Below are 15879 nucleotides of genomic sequence, written 5' to 3' on the forward strand. Positions count from 1 at the left end.
CGAGCGGAGTGCCAATCATGAGCACTGATGTGAACGTCAAGATGGACGCGCTGGCGGGTGTCGACCCGAACGCGCTGCCGCTGCAGGTCAAGAACCTGCACGTGGAGTTCCGTACCCGCAACGGCATTGCCCACGCCGTCAACGGCGTGAGCTTCGACCTGCGGGCCGGCGAGACCCGGGCGATCCTCGGCGAGTCCGGCTGCGGCAAGAGCGTGACCGCTCAGGCGATCATGGGCATCCTGGACACTCCGCCGGGCTTCATCACCGGCGGCGAGATCCTTTACCGGGGCGTCGACCTGCTCAAGCTGCCGGAGTCGGAGCGCCGCAAGGTGCGCGCGAACCGGATCGCGATGATCTTCCAGGACGCGCTCTCCGCGCTGAACCCGGTCTTCACCGTCGGGTTCCAGCTCGCCGAGCTGTTCCGCAAGCATCGGGGGATGTCCCGCAAGGACGCCAAGGCCCGCGCGATCGAGCTGTTGGACCTGGTCAAGATTCCGGCCGCGAGTCAGCGGGTGAACGACTACCCGCACCAGTTCTCGGGTGGTATGCGGCAGCGCGTCATGATCGCGATGGCGCTGGCGCTCGACCCCGAGGTGCTGATCGCGGACGAGCCGACCACCGCGCTGGACGTGACGGTGCAGGCGCAGATCATGGCGCTGCTCGCCGAGTTGCAGCGGGAACGGAACATGGGCCTCGTGCTGATCACCCACGACATGGGTGTGGTGGCCGACGTGGCGGACCAGATCTCGGTCATGTACGCCGGCCGGGTCATCGAGGAAGCCGGCGTGAACGACATCTACGCCAGCCCCGCCCACCCGTACACCAAGGGTCTGCTGGAGTCGATCCCGCGCCTGGACCTCAAGGGGCACGAGCTCAGCGCCATCAAGGGCCTGCCGCCGATGTTGACCAACATCCCGCCGGGCTGCGCCTTCAACCCCCGGTGCCGGTACGCACAGGAGGTCTGCCGGCAGGATCCGGCGCCACCGCTGTACCAGGTGTCGCCGAGCCGGACGGCCGCCTGCCACTTCTGGAAGGAGGTCAAGGGCGATGAGTGACGTGGTGCTGGAGACCCGCGACCTGGTCAAGCACTTCCCGCTGACCCGGGGCATCGTCTTCAAGAAGCAGTACGGTGCGGTGCAGGCGGTCGACGGGGTCAACCTGCAACTGCGGCGGGGAGAGACGCTCGGCATCGTCGGCGAGTCCGGTTGCGGCAAGTCGACGCTGGCCCGGATGCTGGTGGGGCTTGAGACGCCGACCTCCGGTGACCTGTTCGTGCAGGGCAGGAACATGTCAAAGGTCGGCGCCGAGGAGCGGCGCCGGGGTCGGCGCAACATCCAGCTGGTGATGCAGGACCCGTACACGTCGCTCAACCCGCGAATGACCGTCGGTGACATCATCGGCGAGCCGTTCGAGGTGCACCCGGACGTGGTGCCGAAGGGCAAGCGGCGGGCCAAGGTCCAGGAACTGCTGGATCTGGTCGGTCTCAACCCGGACCACATCAACCGGTACCCGCACCAGTTCTCCGGCGGCCAGCGGCAGCGCATCGGCATCGCCCGGGCACTGGCGCTCAACCCGGAGATCATCCTGTGTGACGAGCCGGTCTCCGCGCTGGACGTCTCCATCCAGGCTCAGGTGATCAACCTGCTGGAGAAGCTCCAGGCGGAGCTCGGGCTGTCGTACATCTTCATCGCCCACGACCTGTCGGTGGTCCGGCACATCGCCGATCGGGTCGCGGTGATGTACCTCGGCAAGATCATCGAGATCGGCACCGAGGACGAGATCTACGACAAGCCGACCCACCCGTACACCCAGGCGCTGCTGTCGGCGGTGCCGGTGCCGGATCCGAAGCTGCGTGGGCAGCGGGATCAGATCGTGCTCACCGGTGACGTGCCGTCGCCGGCCAACCCCCCCTCGGGCTGCCGATTCCGTACGCGATGCTGGAAGGCCCAGGACATCTGCGCCGAGCAGGAGCCGCTGCTGGTGGTCCGCGACAAGTCGGACCACCCGAGCGCCTGCCACTTCGCCGAGGTACGCGACGTCGTGCACGCGACGGAGTGACCCCACAGACGCCGTCGGTTCCCGTCCATCCGTAGCGGGAACGGCGGTGAAGGTAGTGCCTCCTCAGTGATTCGGGGCGTCGGCCGTCACCAGCAGCCGGCGCCCCGGTCCACCTCCCCGCCCCCCACCTCGGATCGATCAAGAAGTTCGCGCGCGATCACCGCGAAAGCCTCTCGATCAGCGAGCTGGTCAGAGGGGACCACGACCGGCCCGGAGCAGCAGCAGGGCGAGTTGGGTGCCGTCCGCGCCGAGCGACTGCCGAAACCGCTCCAGGATCTCCTGCTCGCGGGAGAGGACGAGCCGGGTACCGCCGGAGGCCATCCGGGTCGCACCGACCTCTCGGGAGAGCGCGGCCCGCTCCTGCCACAGGTCGATCAACGCCCGGTCGATCTCGTCGATGCGTACCCGGATCTCGGCGATCCGGTTGGCGGCGTCCGGCTCGGCGGTGCCGGTGGCCGGCACGCCCGCCGCGGGTCCGGTGGGGGCGGTGCCGTTCGAGACCGTGCCGGACCCGTTCGTGCCGCCGTTGTGTTCCATCACGTCTGTCATCTTCGGGTACCTCTCGCGATGTGGTGCCCGGTGCCCGGATCCCGGGACGCGAAAAAGCCCCGGGGCTCCGAGAGCCCGGGGCTTTTCGTAGGTCTGATCGATCAGGCGCGACCCACGGCTGCCGGACTCCCGGTGCCGTAGTAAAAGTAGAAGCGCTGGTCGAACACGACGTCGAGTATGCCGCTCGGCGGGGTGCTGCGCAAGGAAAGCGTTAAAGGGGTCCCTTGCTCTACCTGAGGCGTTAACAGGGTGCCCTTCCTTCGGGTGGTGCCGTCGGCGGGGGATGTCCGGGCGGCGGCATAGACTCGCCGTGCGATGCATCCTCTCTTCGACATCCCCGCCTCCCCGCCCGAGCCAGCGCCTGCGCGGACGCTGCCGCCCCATCGGCCCGTGCCCGGCCGCCTCGACCCGGCGCAACTGGTGGAGGGACTCAACGGCCCGCAACGGGACGCGGTCACCCACGCCGGCTCGCCGCTGCTGATCGTGGCCGGTGCCGGGTCCGGCAAGACCCGCGTGCTGACCCACCGGATCGCGTACCTGCTCGCCGCGCGGGACGTGCACCCCGGCGAGATCATCGCGATCACCTTCACCAACAAGGCCGCCGGCGAGATGAAGGACCGGGTCACCGCCCTGGTCGGCCCACGGGCCCGGCTGATGTGGGTCTCCACCTTCCACTCCGCCTGTGTGCGGATCCTGCGTGCCGAGCACGAGCACGCCGGGCTGAAGTCGACCTTCTCGATCTACGACGCGGACGACTCACGCCGGCTGATGCAGCTCGTCACCCGTGAGCTCGACCTGGATCCGAAGCGCTATCCGGCGCGCGGCCTCGCCGCCCAGGTCTCGAACCTGAAGAACGAGCTGGTCGACCCGGAGACCTTCGCCGCACGGGCGAGCGGGCCCAACGAACGCGCCCTCGCCGAGGCGTACGCCCTTTATCAGCGCCGGCTGCGCGAGGCGCACGCGCTCGACTTCGATGACCTGATCATGACGACGGTGCACCTGTTTCAGTCGCATCCGCACGTCGCGGAGAGCTACCGCCGCCGTTTCCGGCACGTGCTGGTCGACGAGTACCAGGACACCAACCACGCGCAGTACGTCCTGATCAAGGAGCTGGTCTCCGGCACCGAGGGTCTCGATCCGGCGGAGCTCTGCGTGGTCGGCGACGCGGACCAGTCGATCTACGCCTTCCGGGGCGCGACGATCCGCAACATCCTGGAGTTCGAGCGCGACTTCACCGACGCCCGCACCATCCTGCTGGAGCAGAACTACCGCTCCACCCAGACCATCCTGAACGCCGCCAACGCGGTCATCGACCGGAACACGTCCCGTAAGCCGAAGCGGCTGTGGAGCGACGCCGGTGCGGGCGAGCCGATCGTCGCGTACGTCGCCGACACCGAGCACGCCGAGGCGGACTGGGTGGCCCGGGAGATCGACCGGTTGGTGGACGACGGGGAGACCCGTCCGGGCGACGTGGCGGTCTTCTACCGCACCAACGCCCAGTCCCGGGTCTTCGAGGAGGTTTTCATCCGCCTCGGTCTGCCGTACAAGGTCGTCGGCGGGGTGCGTTTCTACGAGCGCAAGGAGGTCCGCGACGCGTTGGCCTACCTGCGTTCGGTGGTCAACGACGACGACACGGTCAGCCTGCGGCGGATCCTCAACACCCCGCGTCGCGGCATCGGCGAGCGCGCCGAGGCGTGCGTGGAGGCGCTGGCCAGCCGGGACCGGATCTCCTTCGGAGCCGCGTTGCGCCGGGCCGGTGACGCGCCCGGTATCTCGACCCGGGCGGCCAACGGCATCGCCGACTTCGTGGCGCTGCTCGACTCCGCCCGCGAGCTGGCTGTCGACGGCACCCCGGAGGAGGTGCTGGAGGCGGTGCTGACCCGGTCGGGTTACCTGACCGAGCTGGAGGAGAGCCTCGATCCGCAGGACGCGGGTCGGGTGGACAACCTCCAGGAACTGGTCAGCGTCGCCCGCGAGTACACCGAGCGGATCGAGGCGACCGGCGCGGAGGGGGAGCGGGCCACCCTGGCCGGTTTCCTGGAGCAGGTCGCGCTCGTCGCCGACGCCGATCAGGTGCCGGCGCAGCCCGGGTCGGCAGCGGACGGGGCCGAGGAGGACACCGAGCCCTACCAGGGCGTGGTGACCCTGATGACGCTGCACACCGCCAAGGGCCTGGAATTCCCGGTGGTGTTCCTGACCGGCCTGGAGGACGGCGTCTTCCCGCACCTGCGCTCGTTGGGCGACACCCGGGAGTTGGAGGAGGAGCGCCGGCTGGCGTACGTCGGCATCACCCGGGCCCGGCAGCGCCTCTACCTCTCCCGGGCGGTGACCCGCTCGGCGTGGGGCCAACCGTCCTACAACCCGCCGTCCCGGTTCGTCGAGGAGCTGCCGCCCGAGCTGGTCCGCTGGGAGCGCACCGAGGGCTCGTACACCTCGTGGGGTGGCGGTGGTGGTGGCGTGGGTGGTCGCGCGGAGCGGACTCCCGGCGGCCGCGGTGGCTTCGCTGGCGGCACACCACGGGCGGTGCAGCTGGCCCGCAAGCTCGGGGTGGACGGCAGCCGGCTGGCCACCGCGAGTGAACTGCCACAGGGGCCGAAGGTCGCGGTCGGCGACCGGGTGAACCACCAGCGGTACGGGCTCGGCCGGGTGGTGGCCGTGGAGGGGCACGGTCCGGGTGCGCGGGCGCAGATCGACTTCGGCGACCAGACGCTGTGGCTGGTGCTGCGGCACGCCCCGATCGAGAAGATCTGAGACGGACGGTCGACCCCGGTCAGCACGCCACGTCGATGCCCCGGGCGCGCAGGAACGGCGCGGGGTCGATCTGGTTCCACATCTGACCCTGGTGCACCTCGAAGTGCAGATGGGGGCCGGTGGAGTCGCCCGTGGAGCCCTCCAGGCCGATCGTCTGCCCGGTGCTGACCTTCGCACCGACGCTCACCCTGGCGGTACTCAGATGGGCGTAGTGGGTGAGGTAGCCGTTGCCGTGGTCGATGACCACCGAGATGCCGTACCCGTCGCCGACATCGCCGGCCTTCGTCACGGTGCCACCGAAGGCGGCGCGTACGGGTGTGCCGGCGGGCATGGCGAAGTCGATGCCGGCGTGCAGGGTGCCCCAGCGGGGCCCGTAGCAGGAGGTGATGGTGCCTCCTGCCATCGGGATCACCCAGGACGTCGTCGGCTTCACGCTCTTCTTCGGCTTTGGCTTCGGCTTCGCCGTGGCGGTGGCCGGCCGGCTGGCCTTGGGCTTCGGGCTGGGCTTGGAGCTGGGCTTCGCGGTGGGGCTGGCGCTGGTGGTCGGGCTCGGCGGTGAGCTGTCCGGGGCGGCGGGTTCCCGGGCCGAACGGTCGGCCCGTGCAGCGGCCTCGGCCCGGTCCCGGGCATCGAGGGCGACCGGATGGGTGGTCGGCCGGTCATCGCGGTCGGCCAGGACGACACCGGCGACGCCGAACCCCACCAGGGCGACCGAGCCGACGGCCAGGAGACGGGTACGCCGACTCGGAGTCCGCCGGTGGCGGGCCGGGGCGGCGGGGATCCTGCGGGTCGGGGTAGGGGTGTCGTCCTGCACGGGTAGGGACCTCACTGGTTTCGAGTGGTACGTGACCTCGAAATCCTGGTGTCGGTCCGCGCGTCATCGGGTACCGGGGGTGGGTGCGGCGGGTGAGGCGGCCGGTGCCGCTGTCCACCTCTGGGCACCGCTGTGCTCGCCTGCCCGATGTTGACCTGCCCGGCTGGTGTGTCGTCGGTCACTGTCGCGGCTGTGAGCTGGCACACTTATGCCCTCGCCACCCCAGAGAAAAACCGCCCGAACCAGTCGGTCCGGGCGGTCAACGGGCATCACGACCGGTCAGGACGCGGCTACCTCGCTGTAAATTGCCTCGACTTGTAGCTTGATGTCCACTCCGCGCTCCTGCAGCCACGGCACCGGGTCGAGTGGCTCGCCCTTGACATGGATCTCCAGGTGCAGGTGGGAGCCGTAGGAGTGGCCCGTGTTGCCGACCAGACCGAGCTGGTCGCCGGCCTTGACCTGCTGCCCCTCGCGCACGCTCAGCGAGGAGGAGTGGCCGTAGATCGCCTCGCTGCCGTCGGCGTGCTGGACGATGACGGCGTAGCCGTAGCCGCCGAACCAGCCCGCCTTGGTGACCGTGCCGTCGTGGATGGCGACGTACGGAGTTCCCTCCGGGGCGACAAGGTCGACACCGGTGTGCAGCTTGCCCCACCGCATCCCGTAGGGGGAGTTGAAGTCGTAGCCCTGGAGGGGCAGCAGCCACACGCCGGAGTCGGCGGAACTCTCCGGGCTGGTGCGGCTGTCCCGGGAGGCCCGCTCGGCGGCGTCGGCCCGGTCGGCCACGCCCTGGTTGCTGATCGACGCCTGCTTCAGCTCGTCGAGCACCGTCGGGCTGACGCTCTTGGCGTCCGGCATCGCACTGGCACCCAGCACCACCACGCCAGCACCGACGAAGGCGGTGGTGACGACCGCGGCGTAGCGGCTGCGCGGGGGGGTGGGTACGCGGCGGCGACCGCGATATCGATCGGGCTCAGACGACAGGCGCTGGCGCACGCATACCCTCCGTTGTCGGGTTCCGATGCGGATCAGTCGCCGTCACGATCTGGTGACCGTGTGTCGACTGATCGCGTCGTCACCCGTCCGTAGACCTGATGACAACCGTGGACACGGTAGCCAACCGTCAGTCCTGTCACAAGCCGGAGCGCCGAATTGGTTGCAACGTTCTGTCCGTTTCCGTCCCGGATTGTCAGTGGTCGGGGGTGCAGTGGGGTGTCCTCGTTATCCTCCGTTCGTCGCGCACTGTGACCGTTCGGCGGAGTCGTCCCGCTTGACGCGTCCCGCGTCGGTCGTGTCTCTGCGTGAGGTGGCGGTGATGCCTGCGTGAGTGCCGGTGTCACTTCCCCGCGAGGGACGCCGAGCGGCGTTCGTCGCTCGCCCGATCGGCCCCGGTTCCCGGGCCCCGGCCGGGCGGGTTACCGTTCGTTCAGGTGAGATTGCCGCTGAGCCGGTGAAAGGGATGCCCAGATGAGCTCTCGTGTTCGGGTCGTCGTCGCCAAGCCGGGCCTGGACGGCCACGACCGTGGTGCCAAGGTGGTGGCGCGCGCCCTGCGTGACGCCGGCATGGAGGTCATCTACACCGGCCTGCACCAGACCCCGGAGCAGATCGTGGAGACCGCGATCCAGGAGGACGCGGACGCCGTCGGTCTGTCGGTGCTCTCCGGGGCGCACATGACGTTGTTCCGGCGGGTTCTGGAACTGCTCGACGAACGGGATGCCCGGGACATCGTGGTGTTCGGCGGGGGAATCATCCCGGAGGCCGATCTGCCGGAGCTGGAGCGGCTCGGCGTGGCCAAGATTTTCACGCCGGGGGCAACCACCACGTCCATCGTGGAGTGGGTCCGGGAGAACGTCGCACAGCCGGTGGCCTGAGGCGTTCCGCGGCCGGCAGGTGGGGTTCGGAACCGGTCTGCGGACAGGGGAGGGGCCGGACGCACCCCTCACACGTCCGGCCCCTCTATGCACGATGCCCCGCCGCCACCCCTCGACCGACAGGGCATCGGCCGCTTCCGTCCTCGCGCTTTCCAGCGCTCCGACACCTGACTCAACGACGCCCTTCCTGCGGGGTTACGCGGGATCGTCGAGAACCGTCGCGCCCCTGGCAAGATCGCTCGAACGGGTGACGGCATCCGGGACGGCGTCCCGCCCACGGCCCAGCGTCGGCCGGTCGTGTGCATTACCGCACACCGCGCACCCGCTCGGTTGCCGGACGTGCCGACATCGTTAGGCTGCGCCCAATGAACCCTTTCCGACCTCCCCTTGCGGGCCGGACCGTCAGGTCGGCCGCGGCGCGTGGTTGCGGTGGCGAGGGTTCGACGGCCTGCGTCAACTTCGACTGATGTCGGGCATCACACTGTTTTCTTTCCATACGCTGGTGGCGGCGCGACGGTGCGCCGCAGAGACGGGACGGGACGCGCAATCGTGGACCTGTACGAGTACCAGGGGCGGGACCTGTTCGAGCGGCACGGACTTCCCGTGCTCGCCGGCGGCGTCGCCACGACCCCGGAGGAGGCCCGCGCGATCGCCGAACGCCTCGGCGGCCGAGTGGTCGTCAAGGCACAGGTGAAGGTCGGCGGACGAGGCAAGGCGGGCGGCGTCAAGCTGGCCGAGGGCGCGGAGGAGACGGTGGCCCGCGCCACCGACATCCTCGGCATGGACATCAAGGGTCACACCGTCCACAAGGTCATGATCACCGTGACCGCGGACGTGGCCGAGGAGTACTACTTCTCGTACCTGCTCGATCGGGCGAACCGCACGTTCCTCTGCATCGCCAGCGTCGCCGGCGGCATGGACATCGAGCAGGTCGCCGCCGAGACCCCGGACAAGGTCGTCAAGGCACCGATCGACGCCGTCAAGGGCGTGGACGAGGCGAAGGCGCGGGAGATCGTCGACGCGGCCGGTTTCCCGGCCGAGGTCGCCGACCAGGTCGTCGAGGTCGCGGTCGGCCTGTGGCAGGCGTTCGTCGCCGAGGACGCCACCCTGGTCGAGGTGAACCCGTTGGCCAAGACCGCCGAGGGCAAGCTGCTGTTGCTGGACGCCAAGGTCTCGCTCGACGAGAACGCCGGCTTCCGGCACCCCGACCACGAGGCGCTGGTCGACCAGGCGACGGTGGACCCGCTGGAACAGGCCGCCAAGGAGAAGGACCTCAACTACGTCAAGCTCGACGGTGAGGTCGGGATCATCGGCAACGGCGCGGGCCTGGTCATGTCGACCCTGGACGTGGTCGCCTACGCCGGTGAACGGCACGGCAACGTCAAGCCGGCCAACTTCCTCGACATCGGCGGCGGCGCGAGCGCCGCGGTCATGGCCAACGGTCTGGAGATCGTGCTCTCCGACCCGTCGGTGCGCAGCGTCTTCGTCAACGTCTTCGGCGGCATCACCGCCTGCGACGCGGTCGCCAACGGCATCGTCCAGGCGCTGGACCTGCTCAAGCAGCGCGGCGAGGAGGTCACCAAGCCGTTGGTCGTACGACTCGACGGCAACAACGCCGAGGCCGGTCGGGAGATCCTCGACGGCGCGAACAACCCGCTGATCGAGCGGGTCGACACCATGGACGGCGCGGCCGAGCGGGCCGCCGAGCTGGCGGCTGCGGGGGTCTGACACATGGCTATCTGGCTGACCAAGGACTCGAAGGTCATCGTCCAGGGGATGACCGGCTCCGAGGGTTCCAAGCACACCCGGCGGATGCTCGCCGCCGGAACGAACGTCGTCGGTGGCGTCAACCCGCGTAAGGCGGGCACCACCGTCGACTTCGACGGCAACGAACTGCCCGTCTTCGCCAACGTCGCCGACGCGATGAAGGACACCGGCGCGGACGTCACCGTCATCTTCGTACCGCCGCAGTTCACCAAGGGCGCGGTCGTCGAGGCGATCGACGCCGAGATCCCGCTGGCCGTGGTGATCACCGAGGGGGTGCCGGTGCACGACACCGCCGCCTTCTGGGCGTACAACGTGGCCAAGGGGGAGCGGACCCGCATCATCGGCCCGAACTGCCCCGGCATCGCTTCGCCGGGCGCCTCGAACGCCGGCATCATCCCGGCGGACATCACCGGCGCCGGCCGGATCGGGCTGGTCAGCAAGAGCGGCACGCTGACCTACCAGATGATGTACGAGCTGCGGGACATCGGCTTCTCGACCTGTGTCGGCATCGGCGGCGACCCGATCATCGGGACGACGCACATCGACGCGCTGGCCGCGTTCGAGGCCGACCCGGACACCGACGCCATCGTGATGATCGGTGAGATCGGTGGTGACGCCGAGGAGCGGGCGGCCGAGTTCATCAAGGCCAACGTCAGCAAGCCGGTGGTCGGCTACATCGCCGGCTTCACCGCCCCGCCCGGCAAGACCATGGGGCACGCCGGTGCGATCATCTCCGGCTCGGCGGGCACCGCCGACGCCAAGAAGGAAGCGCTGGAGGCGGTCGGCGTGAAGGTCGGCAAGACGCCGACCGAGACCGCCAGGCTGATGCGCGAGATCATGTCTGCGGGCTGAGCGGTAACCGCGTTGAGAGACCGTCCCGGACGGTCTCTCTAGGGGCCGACCGGGAGGTCGGCCCCTAGCGGTTCCAGTACGGGTGATTCCCCGTCGCCTGCAGGATCAGGCTGAGGACGATGTTCAGCACACCCAGCCCGATGGCAACGTAGCCCAGCACCGGCGACTGGCGGTACCGGCGCGCGTCGCGCACCGACAACCAGCCGAAGACGATGCCGAGGATGCCGCAGCAGAGCACACCGGTCACGATGCCGAGCACGCCCCAGAGGGTCGTCCGGTCCCGGCCGGCGGGCGGTGGTGGGGGCGGTGGATACGGAGCGTTCACAACTCCCCTTCCGGTCACATGCTGCCGCGACGGTGGTCGCGGCCCCTGGTGCCGAGGCTAGAGGAGCCGGTGCGCCCGCACACCGGATCAGGCGAACTGGTCCGGCCCGCCCGGCTGAGCGTCAGTTGGGGGCGGGTGTCGGGCAGCCGCCGCCGACCAGGCATGCCAGAGTAGAGCCAATGTCCTTTGTCACCCCTGACCAGCCTCGCCGGGCCGCCGACGCCCGCGGAGCCGGTGCCAGGCCGCCCGGCCGGGCCGGCCCGCCGCGCCGGGTGCCCGCCGCGCGTACGACACCCTCCGGTCGCAGCCACCCGCCGCTCGCGGTCGCCGCACTGGTCGCGGCCGGCGGGGCGGCCGTCACCACCTGGCTGCCGGTGGCGCTGGCGCTGTGGCTGTTCCAGCTCAGCGAGGGCGCCGGCAGCCTGGTCGACGCCGCCCGGGCGGGAGCGGCCGGTTGGCTTCTCGGGCACTGGGTGCCCCTGGCCACGGCCACCGGCCCGCTGGGTCTGGCGCCGCTCGCGGTGACCGCACTGGCGGTGTGGCGGCTCACTCGGGCCGGGGTGCACGTCAGCCGAGCCATCGGTGCCCGCGGTGGTCGGTCGCCGGGCCGTACGATCGCTGCCGCGACGGCCGTCGGCGTCGCGTACGGGCTGTTGGGGGCACTCGCCGCACTGCTGGTCGAAACCGGTGGGCAGAGCATGTCGCCGGTACGTGCCGGGCTGACACTCGTGACCGTCGGGACGCTCGCGGCCGGTGTGGGCGCTGCCCGCACGACCGGGGTGGCGGAGATCTTCGCCGAACAGACGCCGATGCCGCTGCGCGAAGGTGTCCGCGCCGGCCTGGCCGCCACGCTGGTGCTGCTCGGTGCGGGGGCCGCGGTGGCGGGGCTGGCGGTGGCGACCGGTGGCGGTGACGCGGCCGACCTGATCGGCGCCTACCGCACCGGTGTCGCCGGGCAGGCCGGCATCACCCTGGTCAGTCTCGCGTACGCGCCCAACGTCAGCGTGTGGTCGGCCAGTTACCTGCTCGGGCCCGGCTTCGCGGTCGGCACCGACACGGCGGTACGCACCAGCGAGGTCTCGGTCGGCGCGCTACCGGCGCTGCCGTTGTTCGCGGGTCTGCCCGGCGGACCGGTCGACGGGCTCGGGGCGGTCGCCGTGCTCGCCCTACCCGTCCTCGTGGGGATGGCCACCGGCGGGCTGCTCGCGCGCCGGTTGCTGCGAATGGCCGTTGCCGAACGGGCACGGCTGTCGTGGCGGCGGCTGCTCGTACCGGCGGCGCTCGCCGGACCGGTGGCCGGCCTGCTGCTGGGCGCGGCGACGACGGCGTCCGGCGGGCCGCTGGGTGCCGGCCGGTTGGCCGAGGTCGGGCCGGTCGGCTGGCAGGTGGCGCTCGCGGCACTCCTGGTCACCGGCGGCGGCGCGTTGCTCGGTGCCGCCGCCGCCCGCTGGCTCACCCGACTCGCCCAGTGAGGTTGCCGCCCTGGGAGACGGCACCTGACGAGCCGAGGGGCGCCCCGGAACATCCGGGACGCCCCTCGAAGCGGGCATGCGCTGGTCAGGGATACATTGACGCGCCCAGGTTGAGCACCACCGCCACGATCTGAAGCAGGCCCAGCAGTAGTCCCAACGCGCCGCAGATCAGACCGGCGAGCGCCTGGCCGGAACCGCCAGCCAATCCCTGGTCGGCCTTCTGCTTGCCGAGCCAGCTGGTGATGACTGCGGCCAGTCCCAGCGGGATGCCGAGATAGCAGCAGCTCAGCGGAATCGAAGCGATACCGATGATCATCCCAGCCAGGGCGAGGGCGTTCTGCTGTGCCGGCGGGCCGGAGAAGCCCGCATTCGGGTACATCGGTGCGCCGCCGTACGGCTGGGGGGCGTGCGGGTCGGCGTAGGACTGTCCGTACGCCAGCTGTCCGTAGCCGGGCTGCTGTCCGTAGCCCGGCTGTCCGTACGCCGGGGGCTGTCCGGCCGGTGGCGCGTACGGGTCGTGGGGCGCGGGCGAGGTCGGCGGATATGCCTCCGGCTGTTCCGGGTGCTGCGCGTACGGGTCGACCGGAGGCTGCTGACCGTAGGGGTCAGCCGGCGGAGCGTACGGGTTGGCCGGTGGCGGAGCGTACGGATTGGCCGGCGGCGGAGCGTACGGGTTGGCCGGTGGCGGTGTGTTCGGGTCCCCGTGCGGCTGCTGGCCGTACGGGTCCTGGGCGGGGTGACCGGGCTGCATCCGCTGCTCAGTAACCGCTGGCGCTGTTGTTGCTCATCGCGCCGATCAGGCTGCCGCCCACGCAGCACACCAGGACGATCGCGATCCAGGCGATGCCGACGATCAGGGCCCACTTGGACCACTTCTTCGACTCGGCCGACGCGACCTGGGCACCGGCGTAGTCGCCCTGCTCAAGCAGCGTGTTGACCTTCGAGGCGTTGATGATCGCCGGGATGGCCAGCGGCCAGAACAGGATGATCGCGACGATCGACATTGTCATGTTGTTGTCGACCGGCTGCTGCGGTTGCGACGGATAGTCGGGCTGCATGACGACACGCTCCTCACGGTTGTTCGCTGACGGGTGCGGGCCCGACAGGCGCCGGTCCCGAGCGACCGGCAGCGTACCTGGTCTGGGCGACCCCGGCGATCACGCGAGGTGCGCCGCCCAGCGGATGGGCAGTGCCGGGGTGCCGGATAGGGTGTGCCGGTGACCCAGTCCGCCCGTATCGTCGTCCTTGTCTCCGGCTCCGGAAGCAATCTGCAGGCTCTGCTGGACGCGACCGCCGACCCGGCGTACGGGGCACGGGTGGTGGCGGTCGGGGCGGACCGCCACGGGATCGCGGGCCTGGACCGGGCCGTCGCCGCCGGGGTACCGACCTTCGTCGAGCGGGTCAAGGACCACCCGGACCGGGCACAGTGGGACGCCGCCCTCACCGCACGGGTCACCGAGCACCGACCCGATCTGGTCATCTCCGCCGGCTTCCTGAAGCTGGTCGGTCCGCGGTTCCTCGCCGCCTTCGGCGACCGGTACCTCAACACGCACAACACGCTGTTGCCGGCGTTCCCCGGCATCCACGGCCCGCGTGACGCCCTCGCCTACGGGGTCAAGGTGACCGGGGCGACCCTCTTCTTCGTCGACGCCGGGATGGACACCGGCCCGATCGTCGCGCAGGTGGCGGTGCCGGTACACGAGGACGACGACGTCGACACGCTCACCGAACGCATCAAGGAAGCGGAACGGCGTCAGCTCGTCGAGCAGGTGGGCCGGCTGGTCCGCGAAGGTTGGACGATCACTGGAAGAAAGGTCAGGGTCGGAGTGGACTCCATTCAGGACGGGCGTCGCCCGATCCGGCGGGCGCTGGTCAGCGTCTACGACAAGACCGGCCTGGCCGAGCTGGCCACGGCGCTGCACGCCGCCGGTGTGGAGATCGTCTCCACCGGCAGCACCGCGTCGACGATCGCCGCAGCCGGGGTGCCGGTGACCCCGGTGGAGCAGGTGACCGGTTTCCCGGAGATCCTCGACGGGCGGGTGAAGACCCTGCACCCGGCCATCCACGGCGGGCTCCTCGCCGACCTGCGCAAGGACGCGCACACCGCACAGCTCGACGAGCACCGCATCGCCGGGATCGACCTGCTGGTGTCCAACCTGTACCCCTTCCAGGACACCGTGGCCTCCGGCGCCGGTCAGGACGAGTGCGTCGAGCAGATCGACATCGGTGGTCCGGCGATGGTCCGGGCGGCCGCCAAGAACCACGCCTCGGTGGCCGTGGTGACCGACCCTGAGGCGTACCCGATGCTGCTGGCCGCCCTCGACGGCGGTGGCTTCACGCTGGCGCAGCGTCGGGCGCTGGCCGCCCGCGCCTTCGCCGACATCGCCGAGTACGACGTGGCGGTCGCCGAATGGTTCGCCGCGTCGGTCGTCCCGGCCGACGACGGCTGGCCGCACTTCGCCGGGCTGGCGTTGCGCCGGCAGGCGGTGCTGCGCTACGGCGAGAACCCGCACCAGGCCGCCGCGCTCTACACCGACCCGGCCGGGCCGGCCGGGCTGGCCCAGGCCGAGCAGTTGCACGGCAAGGAGATGTCCTACAACAACTACGTCGACGCGGACGCCGCCTGGCGGGCCGCGAACGACTTCGTCGACCAGCCGGCGGTGGCGATCATCAAGCACGCCAATCCGTGCGGCATCGCGATCGGGGCGGACGTGGCGGAGGCGCACCGCAAGGCGCACGCCTGCGACCCGGTCTCCGCGTTCGGTGGCGTCATCGCCGTCAACCGGCCGGTCTCGGTCGAGCTGGCCGGGCAGATCGCCGAGATCTTCACCGAGGTCGTGGTGGCACCCGGCTACGAGCCTGGCGCGGCGGAGACGCTCCAGGCCAAGAAGAACATCCGGCTGCTGCGCGCACCCGACCACCGGCCGCGTCCAGCGGAGTGGCGGCAGGTCACCGGCGGCGTACTGGTGCAGTCGCGCGACGCGATCGACGCCGAGGGCGACGACCCGGCCACCTGGCGGCTGGCCACCGGCGAGGCTGCCGACGCCGCTACTCTGGCCGACCTGGCCTTCGCCTGGCGGGCGGTACGCGCGGTGAAGAGCAACGCGATCCTGCTGGCCCGCGACGGCGCGACCGTCGGCGTCGGCATGGGCCAGGTGAACAGGGTGGACTCGGCCCGTCTCGCGGTCAGCCGGGCCGGGGCCGACCGGGCACGCGGCGCGGTGGCCGCCTCGGACGCCTTCTTCCCCTTCGCCGACGGACCGCAGATCCTCATCGACGCGGGCATCCGGGCGATCGTCCAGCCCGGCGGCTCGATCCGCGACGACGAGGTGATCGACGCCTGCAAGCGGGCCGACGTCACGATGTACCTCACCGGCACCCGCCACTTCTTCCACTAGGGCGGAGTCCGGCCTTCACCCCGG

General features: G+C 70.6%; 14 protein-coding genes and 1 pseudogene. 9 read left to right on the forward strand and 6 right to left on the reverse strand.

Annotated features, from left to right (window positions below; all coding sequences use genetic code 11):
- Nucleotides 1-17: 17 nt before the first annotated feature.
- Nucleotides 18-1055 carry an ABC transporter ATP-binding protein gene (locus Vlu01_RS18600; protein ID WP_204001210.1) on the forward strand — a complete coding sequence of 346 codons (1038 nt, stop codon included), beginning with the start codon at nt 18-20 and terminating at the stop codon, nt 1053-1055.
- On the forward strand, nt 1048-2058 hold the full coding sequence (locus Vlu01_RS18605) for an ABC transporter ATP-binding protein (protein WP_204001213.1): 1011 nt from the start codon (nt 1048-1050) through the stop codon (nt 2056-2058). Before Vlu01_RS18600 ends, Vlu01_RS18605 begins: the two co-directional genes overlap by 8 nt.
- Before the next feature lie 189 nt (nt 2059-2247).
- Here the strand turns inward: Vlu01_RS18605 and Vlu01_RS18610 are convergent, their stop codons facing one another.
- Nucleotides 2248-2607: a chorismate mutase gene (locus Vlu01_RS18610; RefSeq protein WP_239095982.1), complete on the reverse strand. Its 360-nt coding sequence runs from the start codon at nt 2605-2607 to the stop codon at nt 2248-2250.
- Between the two features lie 315 nt (nt 2608-2922).
- Between Vlu01_RS18610 and pcrA the strand changes: the two genes are divergently transcribed.
- A complete protein-coding gene (pcrA, locus tag Vlu01_RS18615; RefSeq protein ID WP_204001216.1) occupies nt 2923-5358 on the forward strand; it encodes a DNA helicase PcrA in 2436 nt (811 codons plus the stop codon).
- 19 nt (nt 5359-5377) lie between these two features.
- Here the strand turns inward: pcrA and Vlu01_RS18620 are convergent, their stop codons facing one another.
- On the reverse strand, nt 5378-6172 hold the full coding sequence (locus tag Vlu01_RS18620; RefSeq protein WP_204001219.1) for a M23 family metallopeptidase: 795 nt from the start codon (nt 6170-6172) through the stop codon (nt 5378-5380).
- 279 nt (nt 6173-6451) lie between these two features.
- Nucleotides 6452-7165 (reverse strand): M23 family metallopeptidase, encoded by a 714-nt coding sequence (locus tag Vlu01_RS18625; RefSeq protein ID WP_204001222.1) that lies wholly within the window; start codon nt 7163-7165, stop codon nt 6452-6454.
- A gap of 471 nt (nt 7166-7636) precedes the next feature.
- Between Vlu01_RS18625 and icmB the strand changes: the two genes are divergently transcribed.
- The 3 genes from icmB (at nt 7637) to sucD (ending at nt 10660) form a co-directional block, all read left to right on the forward strand.
- Nucleotides 7637-8041 (forward strand): coenzyme B12-dependent isobutyryl CoA mutase small subunit, encoded by a 405-nt coding sequence (icmB, locus tag Vlu01_RS18630; protein ID WP_204001225.1) that lies wholly within the window; start codon nt 7637-7639, stop codon nt 8039-8041.
- A gap of 549 nt (nt 8042-8590) precedes the next feature.
- Nucleotides 8591-9769, forward strand: a complete 1179-nt coding sequence (sucC, locus tag Vlu01_RS18635) for an ADP-forming succinate--CoA ligase subunit beta (protein ID WP_204001228.1) — start codon at nt 8591-8593, stop codon at nt 9767-9769.
- 3 nt (nt 9770-9772) lie between these two features.
- On the forward strand, nt 9773-10660 hold the full coding sequence (gene sucD, locus Vlu01_RS18640; protein ID WP_204001232.1) for a succinate--CoA ligase subunit alpha: 888 nt from the start codon (nt 9773-9775) through the stop codon (nt 10658-10660).
- Nucleotides 10661-10724: 64 nt separating this feature from the next.
- Here the strand turns inward: sucD and Vlu01_RS18645 are convergent, their stop codons facing one another.
- Nucleotides 10725-10985 carry a DUF4190 domain-containing protein gene (locus Vlu01_RS18645; RefSeq protein WP_204001235.1) on the reverse strand — a complete coding sequence of 87 codons (261 nt, stop codon included), beginning with the start codon at nt 10983-10985 and terminating at the stop codon, nt 10725-10727.
- Between the two features lie 179 nt (nt 10986-11164).
- Here Vlu01_RS18645 and Vlu01_RS18650 point away from each other — a divergent pair, with 179 nt between their 5' ends.
- Nucleotides 11165-12457 carry a cell division protein PerM gene (locus tag Vlu01_RS18650; protein WP_204001238.1) on the forward strand — a complete coding sequence of 431 codons (1293 nt, stop codon included), beginning with the start codon at nt 11165-11167 and terminating at the stop codon, nt 12455-12457.
- 85 nt (nt 12458-12542) lie between these two features.
- Here the strand turns inward: Vlu01_RS18650 and Vlu01_RS18655 are convergent, their stop codons facing one another.
- Together Vlu01_RS18655 and Vlu01_RS18660 are read right to left on the reverse strand one after the other, a co-directional pair.
- The gene (locus Vlu01_RS18655) at nt 12543-13208 is read right to left on the reverse strand and encodes a DUF4190 domain-containing protein (protein ID WP_204001241.1); all 666 of its coding nucleotides are present in this window, start codon (nt 13206-13208) and stop codon (nt 12543-12545) included.
- 7 nt (nt 13209-13215) lie between these two features.
- On the reverse strand, nt 13216-13515 hold the full coding sequence (locus tag Vlu01_RS18660) for a CD225/dispanin family protein (RefSeq protein ID WP_204001244.1): 300 nt from the start codon (nt 13513-13515) through the stop codon (nt 13216-13218).
- 153 nt (nt 13516-13668) lie between these two features.
- Between Vlu01_RS18660 and purN the strand changes: the two are divergent.
- Nucleotides 13669-14280: pseudogene (purN, locus tag Vlu01_RS18665) on the forward strand (phosphoribosylglycinamide formyltransferase); the annotation flags it as partial.
- 3 nt (nt 14281-14283) lie between these two features.
- Nucleotides 14284-15855, forward strand: coding sequence for a bifunctional phosphoribosylaminoimidazolecarboxamide formyltransferase/IMP cyclohydrolase (gene purH, locus Vlu01_RS18670; protein WP_204001413.1), 1572 nt, complete (start codon nt 14284-14286; stop codon nt 15853-15855).
- Nucleotides 15856-15879 lie beyond the last annotated feature (24 nt).

The organism is Micromonospora lutea (genome assembly GCF_016863535.1).
Classification (GTDB): domain Bacteria; phylum Actinomycetota; class Actinomycetes; order Mycobacteriales; family Micromonosporaceae; genus Micromonospora; species Micromonospora lutea.